The sequence below is a fragment of the Neorhizobium sp. PAMB6716 genome, assembly GCF_058242805.1.
The window spans coordinates 587,154-602,040 of the sequence record NZ_JBZAYW010000002.1 but is presented as its reverse complement, the minus strand read 5'-3'; the positions used below and the strand labels follow the sequence as shown (position 1 = coordinate 602,040).

Annotated in this window: 17 protein-coding genes and 2 pseudogenes; 1 reads left to right on the top strand and 18 read right to left on the bottom strand. The window is 60.6% G+C overall.

Going from position 1 to position 14,887, the window contains the following annotated elements; translation table 11 throughout:
* Positions 1–39: 39 nt before the first annotated feature.
* The 7 genes and pseudogenes from AC4CWH_RS21425 to AC4CWH_RS21395 all read right to left on the bottom strand — a co-directional run.
* A pseudogene (locus tag AC4CWH_RS21425) lies at positions 40–413 on the bottom strand (IS6 family transposase); the annotation flags it as partial.
* A gap of 75 nt (positions 414–488) precedes the next feature.
* Positions 489–632 (bottom strand): annotated as a pseudogene (locus AC4CWH_RS21420) (IS6 family transposase); the annotation flags it as partial.
* A 151-nt stretch (positions 633–783) separates the two neighbouring features.
* Positions 784–1,620 (bottom strand): ABC transporter substrate-binding protein, encoded by an 837-nt coding sequence (locus tag AC4CWH_RS21415; protein WP_491322230.1) that lies wholly within the window; start codon positions 1,618–1,620, stop codon positions 784–786.
* A gap of 29 nt (positions 1,621–1,649) precedes the next feature.
* The gene (locus tag AC4CWH_RS21410) at positions 1,650–2,414 is read right to left on the bottom strand and encodes an amino acid ABC transporter ATP-binding protein (protein ID WP_491286658.1); all 765 of its coding nucleotides are present in this window, start codon (positions 2,412–2,414) and stop codon (positions 1,650–1,652) included.
* Entirely contained in the window at positions 2,411–3,172 is a 762-nt protein-coding gene (locus AC4CWH_RS21405) for an amino acid ABC transporter permease (RefSeq protein WP_491322229.1), read from the bottom strand. Before AC4CWH_RS21405 ends, AC4CWH_RS21410 begins: the two co-directional genes overlap by 4 nt.
* Positions 3,169–3,876: an amino acid ABC transporter permease gene (locus AC4CWH_RS21400; RefSeq protein ID WP_491322228.1), complete on the bottom strand. Its 708-nt coding sequence runs from the start codon at positions 3,874–3,876 to the stop codon at positions 3,169–3,171. The genes AC4CWH_RS21405 and AC4CWH_RS21400 overlap by 4 nt, the downstream gene beginning before the upstream one ends.
* Positions 3,873–4,646 (bottom strand): SDR family oxidoreductase, encoded by a 774-nt coding sequence (locus tag AC4CWH_RS21395; RefSeq protein WP_491322227.1) that lies wholly within the window; start codon positions 4,644–4,646, stop codon positions 3,873–3,875. The genes AC4CWH_RS21400 and AC4CWH_RS21395 overlap by 4 nt, the downstream gene beginning before the upstream one ends.
* 252 nt (positions 4,647–4,898) lie before the next feature.
* Between AC4CWH_RS21395 and nac the strand changes: the two genes are divergently transcribed.
* The gene (gene nac, locus AC4CWH_RS21390) at positions 4,899–5,816 is read left to right on the top strand and encodes a nitrogen assimilation transcriptional regulator NAC (protein WP_491286666.1); all 918 of its coding nucleotides are present in this window, start codon (positions 4,899–4,901) and stop codon (positions 5,814–5,816) included.
* Between the two features lie 6 nt (positions 5,817–5,822).
* Here the strand turns inward: nac and AC4CWH_RS21385 are convergent, their stop codons facing one another.
* The 11 genes from AC4CWH_RS21385 to AC4CWH_RS21335 form a co-directional block, all read right to left on the bottom strand.
* Complete coding sequence (locus AC4CWH_RS21385; RefSeq protein WP_491322226.1) at positions 5,823–7,025, bottom strand: pyridoxal phosphate-dependent aminotransferase; 1,203 nt, start codon at positions 7,023–7,025, stop codon at positions 5,823–5,825.
* A 47-nt stretch (positions 7,026–7,072) separates the two neighbouring features.
* Positions 7,073–7,840 (bottom strand): 5-oxoprolinase subunit PxpA, encoded by a 768-nt coding sequence (locus AC4CWH_RS21380; protein WP_491322225.1) that lies wholly within the window; start codon positions 7,838–7,840, stop codon positions 7,073–7,075.
* 17 nt (positions 7,841–7,857) lie between these two features.
* Entirely contained in the window at positions 7,858–8,853 is a 996-nt protein-coding gene (locus AC4CWH_RS21375) for a 5-oxoprolinase subunit C family protein (protein WP_491322224.1), read from the bottom strand.
* Positions 8,850–9,536: a 5-oxoprolinase subunit PxpB gene (gene pxpB / locus AC4CWH_RS21370; RefSeq protein ID WP_491322223.1), complete on the bottom strand. Its 687-nt coding sequence runs from the start codon at positions 9,534–9,536 to the stop codon at positions 8,850–8,852. The genes AC4CWH_RS21375 and pxpB overlap by 4 nt, the downstream gene beginning before the upstream one ends.
* 17 nt (positions 9,537–9,553) lie before the next feature.
* On the bottom strand, positions 9,554–9,946 hold the full coding sequence (locus AC4CWH_RS21365) for an acetyl-CoA carboxylase (protein ID WP_491322222.1): 393 nt from the start codon (positions 9,944–9,946) through the stop codon (positions 9,554–9,556).
* Positions 9,946–11,334, bottom strand: coding sequence for an acetyl-CoA carboxylase biotin carboxylase subunit (locus AC4CWH_RS21360; protein WP_491322221.1), 1,389 nt, complete (start codon positions 11,332–11,334; stop codon positions 9,946–9,948). Before AC4CWH_RS21360 ends, AC4CWH_RS21365 begins: the two co-directional genes overlap by 1 nt.
* On the bottom strand, positions 11,334–11,729 hold the full coding sequence (locus tag AC4CWH_RS21355; protein ID WP_491322220.1) for an acetyl-CoA carboxylase biotin carboxyl carrier protein: 396 nt from the start codon (positions 11,727–11,729) through the stop codon (positions 11,334–11,336). Before AC4CWH_RS21355 ends, AC4CWH_RS21360 begins: the two co-directional genes overlap by 1 nt.
* 263 nt (positions 11,730–11,992) lie before the next feature.
* A complete protein-coding gene (locus tag AC4CWH_RS21350; protein ID WP_491286675.1) occupies positions 11,993–12,667 on the bottom strand; it encodes a 4-carboxy-4-hydroxy-2-oxoadipate aldolase/oxaloacetate decarboxylase in 675 nt (224 codons plus the stop codon).
* Positions 12,668–12,693: 26 nt separating this feature from the next.
* Entirely contained in the window at positions 12,694–13,425 is a 732-nt protein-coding gene (locus AC4CWH_RS21345; protein WP_491286676.1) for an amino acid ABC transporter ATP-binding protein, read from the bottom strand.
* Positions 13,422–14,132 (bottom strand): amino acid ABC transporter permease, encoded by a 711-nt coding sequence (locus AC4CWH_RS21340; RefSeq protein WP_491286677.1) that lies wholly within the window; start codon positions 14,130–14,132, stop codon positions 13,422–13,424. The genes AC4CWH_RS21345 and AC4CWH_RS21340 overlap by 4 nt, the downstream gene beginning before the upstream one ends.
* Entirely contained in the window at positions 14,132–14,830 is a 699-nt protein-coding gene (locus tag AC4CWH_RS21335) for an amino acid ABC transporter permease (protein WP_491322219.1), read from the bottom strand. The genes AC4CWH_RS21340 and AC4CWH_RS21335 overlap by 1 nt, the downstream gene beginning before the upstream one ends.
* Positions 14,831–14,887 lie beyond the last annotated feature (57 nt).

Below are 14,887 nucleotides of genomic sequence, written 5' to 3'. Positions count from 1 at the left end.
TTTGTGGTCGGCTTGCGGGGCAGGTTGGTCCTGCCGGCACTGCATCAGACAAAGCTTAACAAGGTTCTCCGTTGGCTTCATTCGGAGAACGTCAAGGACAAAACCGTCCTGATCGACTGCGCGCCAAAGCCAGCTTTCTTGCCGGCGATCGTGATTACCACCTCGTCAAGGTGCCATTTTTCGCCGAGCTAGTCGGTCGATCGCTTCCGGATATCCTTGGCGAAGTGCCTGCCGAATTTCTCAGCCCAGAGTCGCACGGTCTGATGAGAGAAGATAACCCCACGAGCTGCCAGCATATCCTCGACCATGCGCAGACTGAGCGAAAACCGGAAATAGAGCCAAATGGCATGGGCAATCACGTCGGCTGGATATCGATGGCGACGATAAAGAGGATCACGGACAAATCTGGTCATGCCGCCAAATCCCACATTTTGATCGATGCCCGGTCAACGTTACAGTGCCCTTCGAAGGGGTAGGTTTACAGTGCCGGACACCGCAATGCCGCGCTCCAGCAGCATTTCCTCGACAAGGCGCAGGCTTAGCGGAAACCGAAAGTAGAGCCATGCGGCATGGGCGATGATCTGGGGTGGGAAGCGATGCCGCTTTTGGTTAATGGCGAGGTGTTCATGCATATGCGTCTACCGCAGCCGCTCCTCACAAGGCGCTACCGTGACATCACCGCACAGAAGTGCATCGCACCCGGGAATTGGTTTAACACTAGAAAAGGACGCAGAAACCTGCGCCCTTCAACTACTAAGGATCCGGCCTAGTCCCCGAACGAATTCAGGGAATTGGATCGAATTTCAGCTCGCTCAGAGGAACGACCTTGTCGTTGCGGACGATCTTGTACTCGGTGTCCGGGCCGAGCCACTTGTCCCAGATCTTGCCGAGTTCGCCTGATGTATCGAGCGTGTGCAGCACGTCGTTGATCTTGGCGGTCAGCGCCGGCTGATCCTTGGCCATGCCAATGCCGATCGGCTGGAACAGCATGGGATCCTGGATCATCCGCATTTTCTTGCCCTTGGTCTGCGACTCGTTGACGAACTTCGTGGTCGTCATCGTGTTGGCGACCATGCCGCGCGCCTTGCCCTGCTGGACGGCGAGATAGGCGGACGCTGTGTCCTGGAAGGTCAGCGGTTCGGACTTGTTGAGCTTGATCGACATTTCCGATGTCGAGCCCTTGGTGGATGCAATACGCTGGCCGGCGAAATCGGCCTTCGACTTGCCGGGGTCCTCGTCCGGAACGATCAGCATTTCCTTGGCGAGATAATAGGGATCGCTGAACTGGATCTGCTCGGCGCGGCCCAGCGTATAGGCAAGGTTGGCAACGGTAATGTCGACGCGGCCGAGCTTGACTTCAGGAACGCGCGCTTCGACGGAGACGGGCTTGACCTCGGCTTTTACGCCGAGCTGCTTGGCGATGGCATTGCAGAGGTCGACGTCGAAACCGGCCATTTCGCGGGTCTTCGGGTCCGGCGCGGCAAACGGCGGAACGTCAGCGAAAGTGGCGCAACGCAGCGTCTTGTTCGACAGGATGTCGGCAAGCTGGTCGGCATGGGCCGGAGCAACCGAGGCTGCTGCCGCAAGGGCCAAGCCCAGATTGATGCTTTTCATGTTCATGCTGTTCTCCTTTGATTATTATTGAAGTTCTAGTGTCTGAGGTCTGCGAGGAAGCGTTGCGCTCGCGGATGTTTGGGATTGCTGAAAAACTCTTCCGGCGTCGCCATTTCGAGGATACGGCCGGCGTCGATAAACCAGATGCGGTCGGCAACATCGCGGGCAAAACCCATTTCATGGGTCACGCACAGCATCGTCATGCCTTCAGCGGCAAGGCTCTTCATCACCGCCAGCACTTCGCCGACCATTTCCGGGTCAAGCGCGCTCGTCGGCTCGTCAAACAGCATCACCGGCGGCTCCATGGCCAAGGCGCGAGCGATTGCCACGCGCTGCTGCTGGCCGCCGGACAGCTGGCCCGGATAGGAAAAAGCCTTGTCGGCCAGGCCGACACGGTCGAGCAGGAGCAGCGCCTTGTCATGCGCCTGATGAGCCGGCACCCCCTTGACGCGGATCGGCGACATGGAGACGTTTTCGACCACCGACAGATGCGGAAACAGGTTGAAGCTCTGGAAGACGAAACCGATCCGGCTGCGCAGTTGGTTGAGCGCGCTGGTCTTCATCGGCGCATGAATATTCTGCCCATCAAACAGGATCGAGCCGCTGTTGATCTCTTCCAGCCGGTTGATGGTGCGGATCAGCGTCGATTTGCCGGACCCCGAGGGGCCACAAACGACCACCACTTCACCACGAGCGACCTCGGCATCGATCTCCTTGAGAACCTGATAGGTGCCGTATGTCTTGGAAACCTTGGAAATCCGGATCGCAGTTGGATCCTGCGGCGATGCTGTGCCTGTCATAGCTGCTCCGATGCGATTTTGGCGGGCATGGCCAGGGCTTCAGCAGCGCGGCCTCCCCCGAGACCTGCGCGCTTGCGGGTGATCCGGCGCTCCAGGCGATTGGCGAGGAAAGTGATGCTCCAGCAGATCGCGTAATAGATAATCGCCAGAATGAGAAAAACCTGGAAGGGCTGGGTCAGCAGCTGGTTGTTGACCTGGCTGGCCGCAAACGTCAGGTCCGGAACGTTGATCACGTAACCCAACGTCGTGTCCTTGATGGTCGACACGAAGGTGGAGAGGATGCTCGGGATCATGTTGTAGAGCGCCTGCGGCAGGATAATGAAGCGCATTGCTCCCAGATAGCTGTGGCCAAGCGCCTTTGCCGCATCCATCTGGCCATGGCCCAAGGACACGATGCCCGCCCGCACCACTTCACTGAGGAAGGCACCCTGGTAGATGACCAGCGTCGTCAGCATGGTGACGAAGCTTGGCACATCGGCTCCGGTGACGAGCGGCACCAAAAAATAGCTCCACAGGATCAGCATCAGCAGCGGCACGCCGCGCGTCACATAGACCAGCACGGTCACCGGCCAGCGCAGCAGGCGCCACCTGGAAATCCGTGCCAGCGCCATCAGGATGCTGACCGGAAAGGCGAGCGCGATGCTGAGCGCCGACAGGATCAGCGTATTGGCAAGACCGCCGAGCGGACCATTGGGATATTGGCCGATCAACAGCAGCAGCCAGTAGTCCTGGAAAATCGCAATCATGTCGTGGATCATGCCCGTGCCCTCCGGACAGGATCTGCGCGCATCGACAGGAAGGCGCCGAGACCCATGATGATGAGCGAGAAGAACAGATAAAGCACGGTGCCGATCAGATAGATCTCGAAGGTGCGGAAGCTGAGATTCTCGACCTCCTTCACCGCATGCGTCAGTTCCGACGCACCGATGACGATGCCCAGGCTGCTGTTCTTGAACAAGGAGACGCTATGGTTGATCAGCGGCGGCAGCGCATTGCGCACCCCCTGCGGCATCATCACAAAGCGCATGGCCGACAGATAACCATGGCCGAGCGCCCTTGCCGCTTCCATCTGCCCGGGACTAACGGCGCGCAGGCCGGACCGGAGGTCCTCGCTGAAATAGGCCGCCTGGCACAAACCAAGCCCGATGACGGCAAAGATCGCCTCGGCATTGTGGCCGGCCAGCCAAAAGGTCAGCCAATCCGGCATCAGCGTGAAAATGCCGAAATACCAGAGCATAAGCTGCACAAGCGTCGGCACATTGCGGTGGTAGGAGACGTAACCTGCGACAAATGCGTTGCCGAAACGACCGGGCGAAAATCTAAGGGCCAGAAGCAGGATCGCCAGCGCCATTGCCAGCAGCCAGGAACCGATCGCAATCACGAAGGTCATCTCGATGCCGTGGAGAAGCATCGAGATATACTCGGGATTGGTCAGGATTGCCGAGAGATCGAACCCGCTCACGGCTTTGAGACCGCGGATGTGGCGCGTGGCGTTTCCGGCCGCGCCGTCTGCAGGCCGCCCATCACCTGGAGCGTCGGGGTAATTTCCATATGGCCGATATTGACGGCGATCGGTGCGCCAATGGCATAGGCGATCGCGTCGGCAATGTCGGAGGCTTCCGGCAACTCGAAACCGTCGATGAAGCGTTCGCGGATCGACGGGTCGTTGCCATGGACATGGGTGAAGATATCGGTGGCGACGCGACCCGGGCAGATCTCCGTCACGCGAACCCGCTTGCCGAAGGCATCGATACGCAGCTGGTTGGAGAGCATGCTGACCGCCGCCTTGGTGGCGTGATAAGAGGAATTGCCGCCGAAATTGTAAGCGCCGGCGATCGACGAAATGTTGATGACGTGACCGTTGTCGCGCGCCACCATGCCCGGCACGACCATGCGGCACAGATGCAAAACGGCACGCAGGTTGACGTCGACGATGAGGTCGATATCGCCCTCGTCGGCCTCGAGAAATTTCTTCGGGCGGTCGACACCGGCATTGTTAACGAGGATGTCGAATTGGATGCGGCCGGTAAGTTCTGCCAGTGCTGCGCGGTCGGTCACATCAATCGCGTGCGGAATGCAGCCGGTCTTTTCCGCCAGCCTCTGCAGCGGCTCTGCGCTGCGGGCGAGAGCGTGGACCTCGATATTCTCCCGGCGCAAGCGTTCAACGACAGCAGCACCAATTCCGGACGACGCTCCGGTGACCAATGCGGTCCTGTAATCGGAAAATGACATTCTTATTCCCCGTCTGTTTTCAGTACCCTACTGGAACTTGCGCAGCCTGAATAAGACCGATTATCTTTGGAGCGATAAGCAAGCCTTATGGCGGCGAAGAGTTGTGCAGTCGCACCGCAAAGATGACCGTTATTTTTGCAGAAAAATCCCATAGCATTCGTAAGCATTTGAAATATGTTGATTTTAACTTAAGCGAAGACGTAACGGCGATTCCCGGCCAGTGAGCTATATGGAAGGGCAGACTGCAGCGCGATGGATATCAGACGGCTCAGATCCTTTATCGTTATTGTCGACACCGGCAGCATTACGCGTGCCGCCGATATCCTGCATGTCGCGCAGCCGGCTCTCAGCCAGCAGATCGTCGCCCTTGAGGAACATTTCGGCCAAAAACTCCTGCTGCGCAGCCAGCAGGGCGTCAGTATGACGGATGCCGGACATGCCGTTTACCGCCACGCGCAGATCATCCTGCGGCAGATGGAACAGGCACAGGCGGACGCTTCGGCCGCCGGAAATTCACTGGCAGGCCGTGTCTCGGTGGGTCTGGTGCCGTTCAGCAGCGCAGCGACGTTGTCGGTCGACCTGCTTGCCGAAACCCGCAAGCGCCATCCGGGCATCCTGCTCCACCTCACGGAAAGCGTCGGGCAGACCTATAGCCAGATGATCATGACCGGCCGGCTGGAAATGGCGCTGATCCATGGAACCGGTCCGATCAAGGGCGTCAAGTTCGAGCCGATCCTCAGCGAGGAATTCTTTCTCGTTGCGCATCCCGATTTTGCCATCGAGGCCGGCGACAAGCCGATCAACGTCTCCGCACTCGATGGTCTGCCGCTGCTGATGCCGCCGGCCTATAATTTCGTCAGGCGCGCGGTTGATACGGCCTTCACCCGCAGCCGGGTTAATCTGAAAGTGGTGGGTGAGGTCGAAATCGTTCGGACCTTGACGCGGGCCGTGAGTGCCGGGCTTGGCGCGACGATCATGCCCAGAGCGATTGCCGACCGTATCCTCACCGAGTCCGGCGAGCCGCTGATCTGCCGCATGGTCTCGCCGCGGATCGACGAGACGCTGTCCTTGTGTGTGGCCGACGGTGTGTCGCTGTCAGAACCGGCCATTGCGGTGCGCGACATCCTGCTGGAACTGACCGCGCGCCTGAAGGTGCCGCGCGGCCAATAGCAGCGCTTAGCGCAGTTCGGCGCAGAACTGGCTGATGCGGGCGCAGGCCTCGGTCAGTTTTTCCATGCTTGTGGCGTAGGAAATCCGGAAGAAGGGGCTCATACCGTAGGCTGCTCCCTGCACGGTCGCGACATGATGTTCGTTGACCAGCGCCATGACAAAGTCCGTATCGGTCTCGATCTTGTGGCCGGCCTTCGAGGTTTTGCCGATGAGGCCGGACATGTTCGGGAAAATATAGAAGGCGCCTTCCGGTTTGTGGCAACGCAGGCCGTCGATCCCGGCAAGTTGCGACAGCACGAAATCGCGGCGCTGCTTGTAGATGGCGGCGCGCTCCTTCAAAAGATCCTGCGGACCGTCAAGCACGGCGACGGCTGCCGCCTGCACGACGGTTGCCGTGCCACCGCCGTTCTGGCCGTTGACATTGCTGATCGCCGCAATGAGATCCTTCGGACCGCCGCAGAAGCCGAGCCGCCAACCGGTCATCGCATAGGCTTTCGAGGCGCCGTTCATGGTCAGCACGCGGTCATAAAGGCGCGGCTCCACCTCGGCGATGGTGCAGAATTCGAAATCATCGTAGATCAGGTGTTCGTAGATGTCGTCGGTCATGATCCAAACATGCGGATGGCGCAGCATGACGTCGGCAATCGCCTTCATCTCCTCACGCGAGCAGGCAGCACCGGTCGGGTTGTTTGGAAAGTTGAGGAACAGCCATTTGGTGCGCGGGGTAATCGCTGCTTCGAGATCTTCGGCGCGCAGCTTGAAACCCGCCTGCTGCGGGCAGGCAACAGGCACGGGAACGCCCCCGGCAAACCTGACGATGTCTGCATAGCTGATCCACGAGGGCGTCGGGATCACCACTTCGTCGCCCGGATTGACGGTCGCCAGCATGGCGTTGAAGATCACCTGCTTGCCGCCGCCGGAGACGATGATCTGGCTTGCATCATAATCGAGATTGTTGTCGCGCTTGAACTTGCGCGAGATCGCAGCCTTCAGGGCCGGCGTGCCGTCCATCGACGGATATTTGGTGTCACCGGCAAGCGCTGCGGCATGGGCGGCCTCTATTGCATTCGACGGCGTGGCAAAATCCGGCTCGCCGGCCGACAGACTGATAACGTTGACGCCCTGCGCGGCGAGATCGCGCGCCCGCTGCGTCATTGCGGCGGAAGCGGAGATGGAGACGTTCTTGAGACGATCGGCGATTGTTGGCATCGGACTGGGCTTTCGGTCGCGTTGAATAAAAGGATGGATACGAGGGCTTAACCGACGATCTGAGAGGCCGGGGCGAGAACCGCCCCTGTCGCCTCGATCTCGCTGCGGACGATCCGCGCAAGCTCGAGCGATCCGGGCGTATCGCTGTGGACGAGAATGGACCGGGCCGGTACGGCAAGCGTCGCGCCTTCGATGGTGGTAACCGTTCCGTCCTTGAGGAACTGCCGGACGCGGGCGCGCAGGGCCTCTTCCTGCTTGATGACGGCACCCGGCAGGCCGCGGGCAACAAGCCTGCCCTCCCCGTCATAGGCGCGGTCAGCCAGAAAAAGCAGCAGCATTTTCAGCCCCGCCCGTGCTGCCGCATCGGCAATGATGCTGCCGGGCATGGCAAACACGATGAGGCCTGCGTCGATGGTGCGGATCGCATCCATCATCAGGTCGGCAAGCACGGGGTCCCGGTTGACCATGTTGCCCATGGCCGCATGAAAGCTGACATGGGCAAGCGGCACCTGCTCGGCCTTAGCAATGGCTGTCAGCGCACCCAGCTGATAGAGCATCTGCTGGCGCAGTTCGTCGTTGGAGAAGGGAATTTCCCTGCGGCCGAAACCCTGCCTGTCCGGCAGACCCGGATGCGCACCGATGCCGACGCCATTGGCTTTGGCGAGCCGCACCATACGCCCCATCGTGTCCGGATCTCCGGCATGGAAACCGCAGGCGATATTGGCCGAGGAAACCACCTTCATCATCGCTTCGTCATCGCAAAGGCTATAGGGACCAAAGCCCTCGCCCATGTCGGAATTCAAATCGATCTTCATCACACTCTCCCCGGATTTCAATGGCCGGCAATGGTCTTCAGGGCACGCGCGACCATCTGCGATGTCACCCTCACATCCTCGAGATAATCGGCCACGGCCTTGTCGAGGGCCCGCGCCTCGGCATGGCTGGAGCGCACGAAGCGCACGCCGCTGCCAGCGCGCGCCTGGCCAAGCCGCCACAGATCCGCCTCCACAATGCCAGCGATCTTCGGATAGCCGCCGGCGGTATTGGCGTCACTCATCTGGATGATCGGCTCACCGGCCGGCGGCACCTGCACAACGCCGGCAACAATGCCGTGCGAGCGCATCTCGACCGGCGACACGGGGTGGATAGGATCGCCGGCAAGCCGGTATCCGGTGCGGTCGCTCTGGGGAGAAATCTTCCATGTCTGGCGCCAGAACCGATCTGTATCGGCGCCAAACAGGTCGTGCTCGCCGGCGGGCAGCGCCCGGATCAGCATCGTTCCATCCTCTGCCACGGGAAACAGCGCGGCCATTTCGCGCATCGGAGCAACGACACCGAAGCCGGTCATCGCCAAATCGGAGACCGGCGCATCCCCTAGAGGAAGCAGATCGCCCTTTCTCAGCGCCCGACCTTCCAAGCCGCCGAAGGCACCCCGCAGTGATGTGCTGCGCGAGCCCATCACGGGCTCAACGTCCACACCGCCGCCAAAGGCAATGTAGCCGCGGGCCGATCCGGCAACCGGCGTGACTTCAAGGAGTTGACCGGCCTGCGCCGTCTGGACCCACCAGGGTGGCATGGCAACGCCATCCAGCGTGGCATTGCCGCCGCCGGTGACGGCAACGGCGACCTGTTTTCGAAAACGAGCCCGGAACGGGAAGGTCTGCAGTTCGATGCCCGCAGCACCCTCTTCATTCCCGACCAGAAGATTGGCGACCTTCAAGGCCAGTGGATCCATCGCACCGCTGACGGTCACGCCGATATCGCGAAACCCCGTACGGCCGAGATCCTGGATGGTGTTCAGCGGTCCGGTGTCGATCACCTCGATCACAGCTCGATCCTTTCCGGGATAAAACGCACGATATCGCCGGGTGCCATGATGGCAGGCGTTGCAGCAGTCGGGTCAAACATCGGCAGGTCGGCAAAACCGATCGAGTTCCAGCCGTTCGGGCCGGTGAGCACGGCAACGCCGGTCTGCATGCCGCCGATGGTGACGCATCCCTTTTCCATCTTCAGCGACGGCACGGTCTTGCGCGGCATGTGAATGCGCGGATCAAGCCCATGCAGATAACCGAAACCCGGAGCACTGCCGAGTGCAAACACGGTATAGGTGCCCTCGTGATGGATGCGAATGATTTCCCGATCGCTGAGGCCGGAAAGATCGCAGAGCGAGCCAAGATCGATCGCGTGCTGACCGCCATAGGTCACCGCAATCTCGATCGTCTTGCCCTGGAGATCCACGCTTTGTGCAAGATCCCAGGCATTGGAAAGCCGTGCCACCACGGACTGCGGATCCTCCGGGACAGCCCTGAAGATCGCCAGCAGATTGGTCATACCCGGCACGGTCTCGATGACGTCGTCCCAATGGCCCACATCTTGCGTCAGCGCCCAGATCCGGCGCTGTGTCGCCAGATCGAAACCACCCGGCGCTTCGATAAGGAAGGCGCGGCCGCCGATCGGCGAGATATGGACCCGCTCCCGCACGAGAGGAGAGCCGAGCGTCGACCTGGTCATGGAATGCAATGCGGAATTCATGAATTCAGCTCGATTTCGAAGAGGGGATCGCCATAGCCGACAAGCGCATTGTTTTCGGCCAGAGCGCGGGTCAGCGCGCCAGTCTTGGCGGCCTTGAGCGGCAGCAGGATCGGGCCGACCCGGACAAATCCGAGATTTTCGCCGGCCGCGACATGACGGGGCAACGTGCCTTCAACCGCCTGAAAGATGCCGGCCAGTGGCGCCTTGGCGAGACTGGTTTGCGCATTCCTTGCAACCGGAGCCAGTACCGACGCAACGCCGTTATGTTCGACCACGATGCGCAGCTTCTGCCTGTCGTGCTCGATCTCGATGCCATCGACACCGGCCTTCGTCAGGGCTTCGGAAATTGCGGCGATGACGGCGGGATCACTGAGATTGAGATCGGTCATTAAAGGCTCCGCCGCTTCAGCCATTTTTCGAGATAGTGAATGTCCGTACCGCCGGCTGCAAAACCTTCGTCCTCGAAGAGCGATCGCAAGAGCGGCAGATTGGTGGAAATGCCCTCGATCTGCGTGTGCACCAGCGCTGCCCGCATCAGGACAATTGCTTGCATGCGGGTCGGCGCGTGAACGATCAGCTTGCCGATCAGAGAGTCGTAATAGGGTGGCACCTTGTAGCCGGCATGCACATGGGTATCGACGCGAATGCCGGGACCGGAGGGAAGTTGCAGACCAGTGATCGTGCCGGCAGACGCCAGAAACGTGTCCGGGTCTTCGGCATTGATCCGGCATTCGAAGGCGTGGCCTTCAGTCACGACATCATTTTGTGATAGCGTCAGCGGAATGCCCTGAGCCGCCCTAATCTGCGCGTGCACGATGTCGATGCCGCTGGTCATTTCCGTAACCGGATGTTCGACCTGCAGGCGGGTGTTCATCTCGATGAAATAAAACCCGCCGTCCTCGTAGAGGAACTCGAACGTGCCAACGCCACGATAGCCGATCTGCTGGCAGGCCGTGACGCAGGCATCCGCGACAGGCCCGATGATCTCACGCGGAATGCCCGGCGCCGGGGCCTCCTCGATGACCTTCTGATGCCGGCGCTGCATCGAGCAATCGCGGTGGCCGAGCCAGACGGCGTTGCCATGCACATCGCACAAGACCTGAATTTCGACGTGGCGCGGATGCTCCAGGAATTTTTCCATATAGAGCGCAGGCGTGCCGAAGGCCTGCCGCGCTTCCTCGCGCGTCGTCGAAACCGATTCATGCAGGGCGCTTGCGTCCGACACCACGCGCATGCCGCGCCCGCCCCCGCCACCGGCCGCCTTGACGATGACCGGATAGCCGATGCCGGCAGCGATGGCCTCGACCGCAGCCCGGTCTTCGGGCAGTTCGGAATCCGGCCCGGGCACGCAGGGCACGCCGGCTGCGATCATCGCGGTCTTTGCGGCGATCTTGTCGCCCATCGTCGCAATCGACTGCGCCGTCGGGCCAATGAACACCATGCCGGCATCTTCCACGGCTTTGGAAAATGCGGAGTTCTCGGACAGAAACCCGTAACCCGGATGCACCGCGCCGGCGCCGGTCATGCGTGCTGCGAGCAGGATCGCATCCTTGTTGAGATAGCTTTTGCCGGCGCTGGAAGGTCCGATGCAGAGGAATGTGTCGGCAAGTTCACCATAACTTGCCTGCCGGTCTGCCTCGGAACAGACCATCACCGTCTTCAGCCCGAGTTCCTTGCAGGCTTTCAGGATGCGCAGGGCGATTTCGCCGCGGTTGGCAATCAGAACAGTGTCGAAACCGAGCTTGCTGTCGGTGTTTTCGCGCGCAACCTGCGACATCAGGCGATCTCCGCCAGAAGATCGCCAACCTCGACTTCCGCGCCATCGGCGGCAGGCAGGCTGACGATGCGCCCGGCTCGCGGCGCGGCAATACTGTTGAACACCTTCATTGCCTCGACGATAAACAGGGTCTGGCCGGCCACGACGGCATCGCCGAGCGCCACAAAGGCCTTTTCACCGGGTGCCGGCGCCGTGTGCAGCAGGCCGAAGATCGGCGAGGATACAGACGTATTTGTATTGGCTAAGTTTTTGGTCGGGCCGGCAGCAGGCTTCACCTCTGCGGGACTGCCGTTGCGAAAGATCCGCACGGTCGTGTCTTTTTGGGTGACCGTGAGTTCGGTGATGTTCGATTGGCCGACGAAGTCGATCAACGTCTTGATTTTCGAGAGGTCCATACGTCACCCATGCACAAGGCCGCCGGTATTTCCGCTGGCAGAGACAGCGTCAGGCGCCATTCTGAGTACATCAGTGCTTGGGCAATGGGGTCAGACGAAGTTTTGATGGAGCGCTTTTCCGGGTCTCTCTCGACCCGCCGTTTGCGCGGCGGGGAATTGGGAGAAAGGGCTCACAGTGCCAGCGACGCTTTGCGCCACGCGGATGGCCGAGAACGCGCCGGCAAACCAGGAAGCCTGACGCGTTCTCGTCTTTTCGTATGGAATCAGATGTCGGACTTGAAGCCCTTGGCCTTCAGCACCGGCTCGAGATTGCTGACCTCGATCACCGACTTGCCGGCCTTGTAGGCGGCGATAAAGCCGGCTTCGGCATCTTCGCGGGCCTGCGACAGCTTTGCGACCTCCTGTGCCTCTGCGCGGCGCACGACGACCAGGCCATCGGCATCGCCAACGATGATGTCACCGGGGTAGATCAGTTCGTCGCCGACGATGATCGGATCGTTGACGGATGTCAGCGTTTCCTTGACCGTGCCCTTGATGCAGACGCTGAGCGAAAACACCGGGAAGCCAAGGTCACGCAACTGCATGGTATCGCGTACGCCGGTATCGGTGACGAGGCCGCCGATGCCCTTGGCGAGGCAGGCATTGGCGAGAACGTCGCCGAACGAGCCGGCCTCCTCGTATTCGCCGCCGGAGACAACGATGATATCGCCCGGATTGGCATAGTTGATGGCAAGTTGCAGCATGATGTTGTCACGCGGGGCGCTTTTCACGGTGAACGCCGGACCACACAACTTCATCCGGTAATCGACCGGCTTGATGCGCGACGACAGCGCGCCGCGACGACCCTGCGCCTCATGGATGGTGGCCGGTGAGAACGGTGCCAATGCGGCGATGTCGTCCTTGCTCGGGCGCTCTGGAACCTGCTTGATGTGGATCATGGTGATCTCCGTATCGATTTTTGATGTCAGTGGTGGCGGTGAATGGCGGACATGAACCCCTGAACGTCGGGATGCGTGTCCTTTGAGAAAAACAGGTCCGGGGGCGCATCGAAGGTCAGCCGGCCCTTCTTCAGGAACCAGATGCGATCGGCGACCTCACGCGCGAAGCCCATTTCGTGGGTGACGCACATCATGGTGATGCCGCCGCCGGACAGCTCCTTGAGAAGTTTCAGCACCTCGCTGACCATTTCCGGGTCGAGCGCGCTGGTCGGTTCATCGAGGATCAGCACGTCGGGCTTCAGGATCAGCGACCGGGCAATCGCCACGCGTTGCGACTGGCCGCCGGAAATGTCTGCCGGCAGGGAGGCTGCCTTGTCGGCGAGGCCCACGCGCTCCAGCATCAGCATGGCCGGCGCCAAGGCCTGCTTTCGCGATTGCCCGCGCAGGCGGCGCAGTGGCAGCATGACATTGTCGATGACGGAGAGATGCGGGAACAGGTTGAACTGCTGGAAGACGAAGCCGATGCCGGTTCTCAGCGCGTTGACGTTGACGGATTTTGCGTGGATGTCCCTGCCCGCAAGCGTGATCAGGCCCTTCTGGATCGGCTCCAGCCTGTTGACGGTACGCACCAAGGTCGATTTGCCGGAACCGGACGGGCCGCACAGCACGATGGTCGTGCCCTTTTCGACGGTGGCGCTGATGTCGTGGATGACCTGAAGGGCGCCATACCATTTGGAAACGTTCTGGAACTCGATCATGCCACGGCCTCCACGATAACCCGCCCGGTGCGGCGGTTGGCGATGCGCCTTTCAAGCAGGCCGGTAGCCTGGCTGAGCGCAAAGCAGAGGACGAAATAGGTGGCGGCCAGGATGCCGAAGATCTGCAGCGGCTTGGTCACCTCGTTCGAGTTCACCTGCAGCATGGCATAGGACAGCTCGGGCACCGCAATGATCGAACCGAGCGACGATTCCTTGATGATCGTTGTCAGCTGGTTGACGATGCCGGGAACGACGTTGAACAGCGCCTGTGGCAGCACGACCTTGAACGTCGTCGGGATGTAGCCGAGGCCAAGCGACTTCGCAGCCTCCAGCTGGCCTTTCGGCAGCCCTTCGATGCCCGCCGCGATAATCTCACCGAGATAGGCGGTCTGATAGATCACGATGGCAATGATCAGCGTATAGGTCGCGTCAATGGGAAAGCCGATCGCCACCGGCAGCGCGAAATAGGCCCAGAAGATCAGCATCAGCAGCGGGATGGCGCGCACACAGTGGACGAACCCACTGGCGAGAGATTTCAGCCGCTTGGAATTGCCGGTGCGCGCAAGTGCGATCAGGATGGCGCAGGGAAAGGTGACGATCAGGCTGACGAAAGAGATGATCAGCGTCATGGCCAGGCCGCCGAGCTTGCCGTGCGGAAATTCGCCGATCAGCAAGAGGATGCCGTAGTTCTGCAGGATCTCGAGCATTATTTCACCCTCAGCCGGGAACGCGTGGACAGGACCGAGGAGCCCCACATGATCGCGAATGAGATCAGCATGTAGATCAGCGTCACGAGGCCATAGGCTTCGAAAATACGGAAGGATTGCTCCTCGACATAACGCGCCTGGTAGCTCAGTTCGGCAACGCCGATGCCGGCCGCAAGGCTTGTGCCCTTGAACAGAATGAGCGTCTGGCCGAGCAGCGCCGGAAGCGCCAGCCGCCAAGCCTGTGGCAGGATCACCCAGCGCATAGCACCGAGATAGGTAAGCCCGATCGAACGGGCGGCCTCCATCTGCGCCGGATGGATCGAGCGAAGACCGCTGCGGAAATCCTCCGACATATAGGCGGCCTTGTTGAGCGCAAGCGCGACGATCGCATAACCGATCTCCGCACCGATATCGTTGAGATAGTCGTTGACGGCATCGGGCAGAACCACGGCAAAGCCGAAATACCAGACGAACAGCTGGATCAGGATTGGCACATTGCGGTGATATTCCACGAAGGCGGCGACCAGAAACTGCGTCGGCTTGAAGTCGATCGCACGAACGACGGTGAGAAACACCGCCAGCAGCAAGCCGAGCACCCAGGAGATCGCAAACAGGATCATCGTGGTCTGCAGACCCTGCAGGATGAGATCGAGATACTCCCCCTGCAGGACTTTGCTGAAATCAAGTTGATAGCCCATGGGATACAGTCTCACCCTCGCGCATCGCCCCGTTCAAACGAACAGCCGGCATCCGCG

What these genes read in the sequence shown, in the direction of transcription:
- AC4CWH_RS21410 (WP_491286658.1), bottom strand. Translation starts at nt 2,414, where the DNA reads ATGACAGGCACAGCATCGCCGCAGGATCCAACTGCGATCCGGATTTCC.
- AC4CWH_RS21355 (WP_491322220.1), bottom strand. Translation starts at nt 11,729, where the DNA reads ATGGACCTCTCGAAAATCAAGACGTTGATCGACTTCGTCGGCCAATCG.
- AC4CWH_RS21365 (WP_491322222.1), bottom strand. Translation starts at nt 9,946, where the DNA reads ATGACCGATCTCAATCTCAGTGATCCCGCCGTCATCGCCGCAATTTCC.
- AC4CWH_RS21350 (WP_491286675.1), bottom strand. Translation starts at nt 12,667, where the DNA reads ATGATCCACATCAAGCAGGTTCCAGAGCGCCCGAGCAAGGACGACATC.
- AC4CWH_RS21380 (WP_491322225.1), bottom strand. Translation starts at nt 7,840, where the DNA reads ATGAAGATCGATTTGAATTCCGACATGGGCGAGGGCTTTGGTCCCTAT.
- AC4CWH_RS21335 (WP_491322219.1), bottom strand. Translation starts at nt 14,830, where the DNA reads ATGGGCTATCAACTTGATTTCAGCAAAGTCCTGCAGGGGGAGTATCTC.
- nac (WP_491286666.1), top strand. Translation starts at nt 4,899, where the DNA reads ATGGATATCAGACGGCTCAGATCCTTTATCGTTATTGTCGACACCGGC.
- AC4CWH_RS21415 (WP_491322230.1), bottom strand. Translation starts at nt 1,620, where the DNA reads ATGAACATGAAAAGCATCAATCTGGGCTTGGCCCTTGCGGCAGCAGCC.
- pxpB (WP_491322223.1), bottom strand. Translation starts at nt 9,536, where the DNA reads ATGACCAGGTCGACGCTCGGCTCTCCTCTCGTGCGGGAGCGGGTCCAT.
- AC4CWH_RS21345 (WP_491286676.1), bottom strand. Translation starts at nt 13,425, where the DNA reads ATGATCGAGTTCCAGAACGTTTCCAAATGGTATGGCGCCCTTCAGGTC.
- AC4CWH_RS21405 (WP_491322229.1), bottom strand. Translation starts at nt 3,172, where the DNA reads ATGATCCACGACATGATTGCGATTTTCCAGGACTACTGGCTGCTGCTG.
- AC4CWH_RS21395 (WP_491322227.1), bottom strand. Translation starts at nt 4,646, where the DNA reads ATGTCATTTTCCGATTACAGGACCGCATTGGTCACCGGAGCGTCGTCC.
- AC4CWH_RS21385 (WP_491322226.1), bottom strand. Translation starts at nt 7,025, where the DNA reads ATGCCAACAATCGCCGATCGTCTCAAGAACGTCTCCATCTCCGCTTCC.
- AC4CWH_RS21340 (WP_491286677.1), bottom strand. Translation starts at nt 14,132, where the DNA reads ATGCTCGAGATCCTGCAGAACTACGGCATCCTCTTGCTGATCGGCGAA.
- AC4CWH_RS21360 (WP_491322221.1), bottom strand. Translation starts at nt 11,334, where the DNA reads ATGTCGCAGGTTGCGCGCGAAAACACCGACAGCAAGCTCGGTTTCGAC.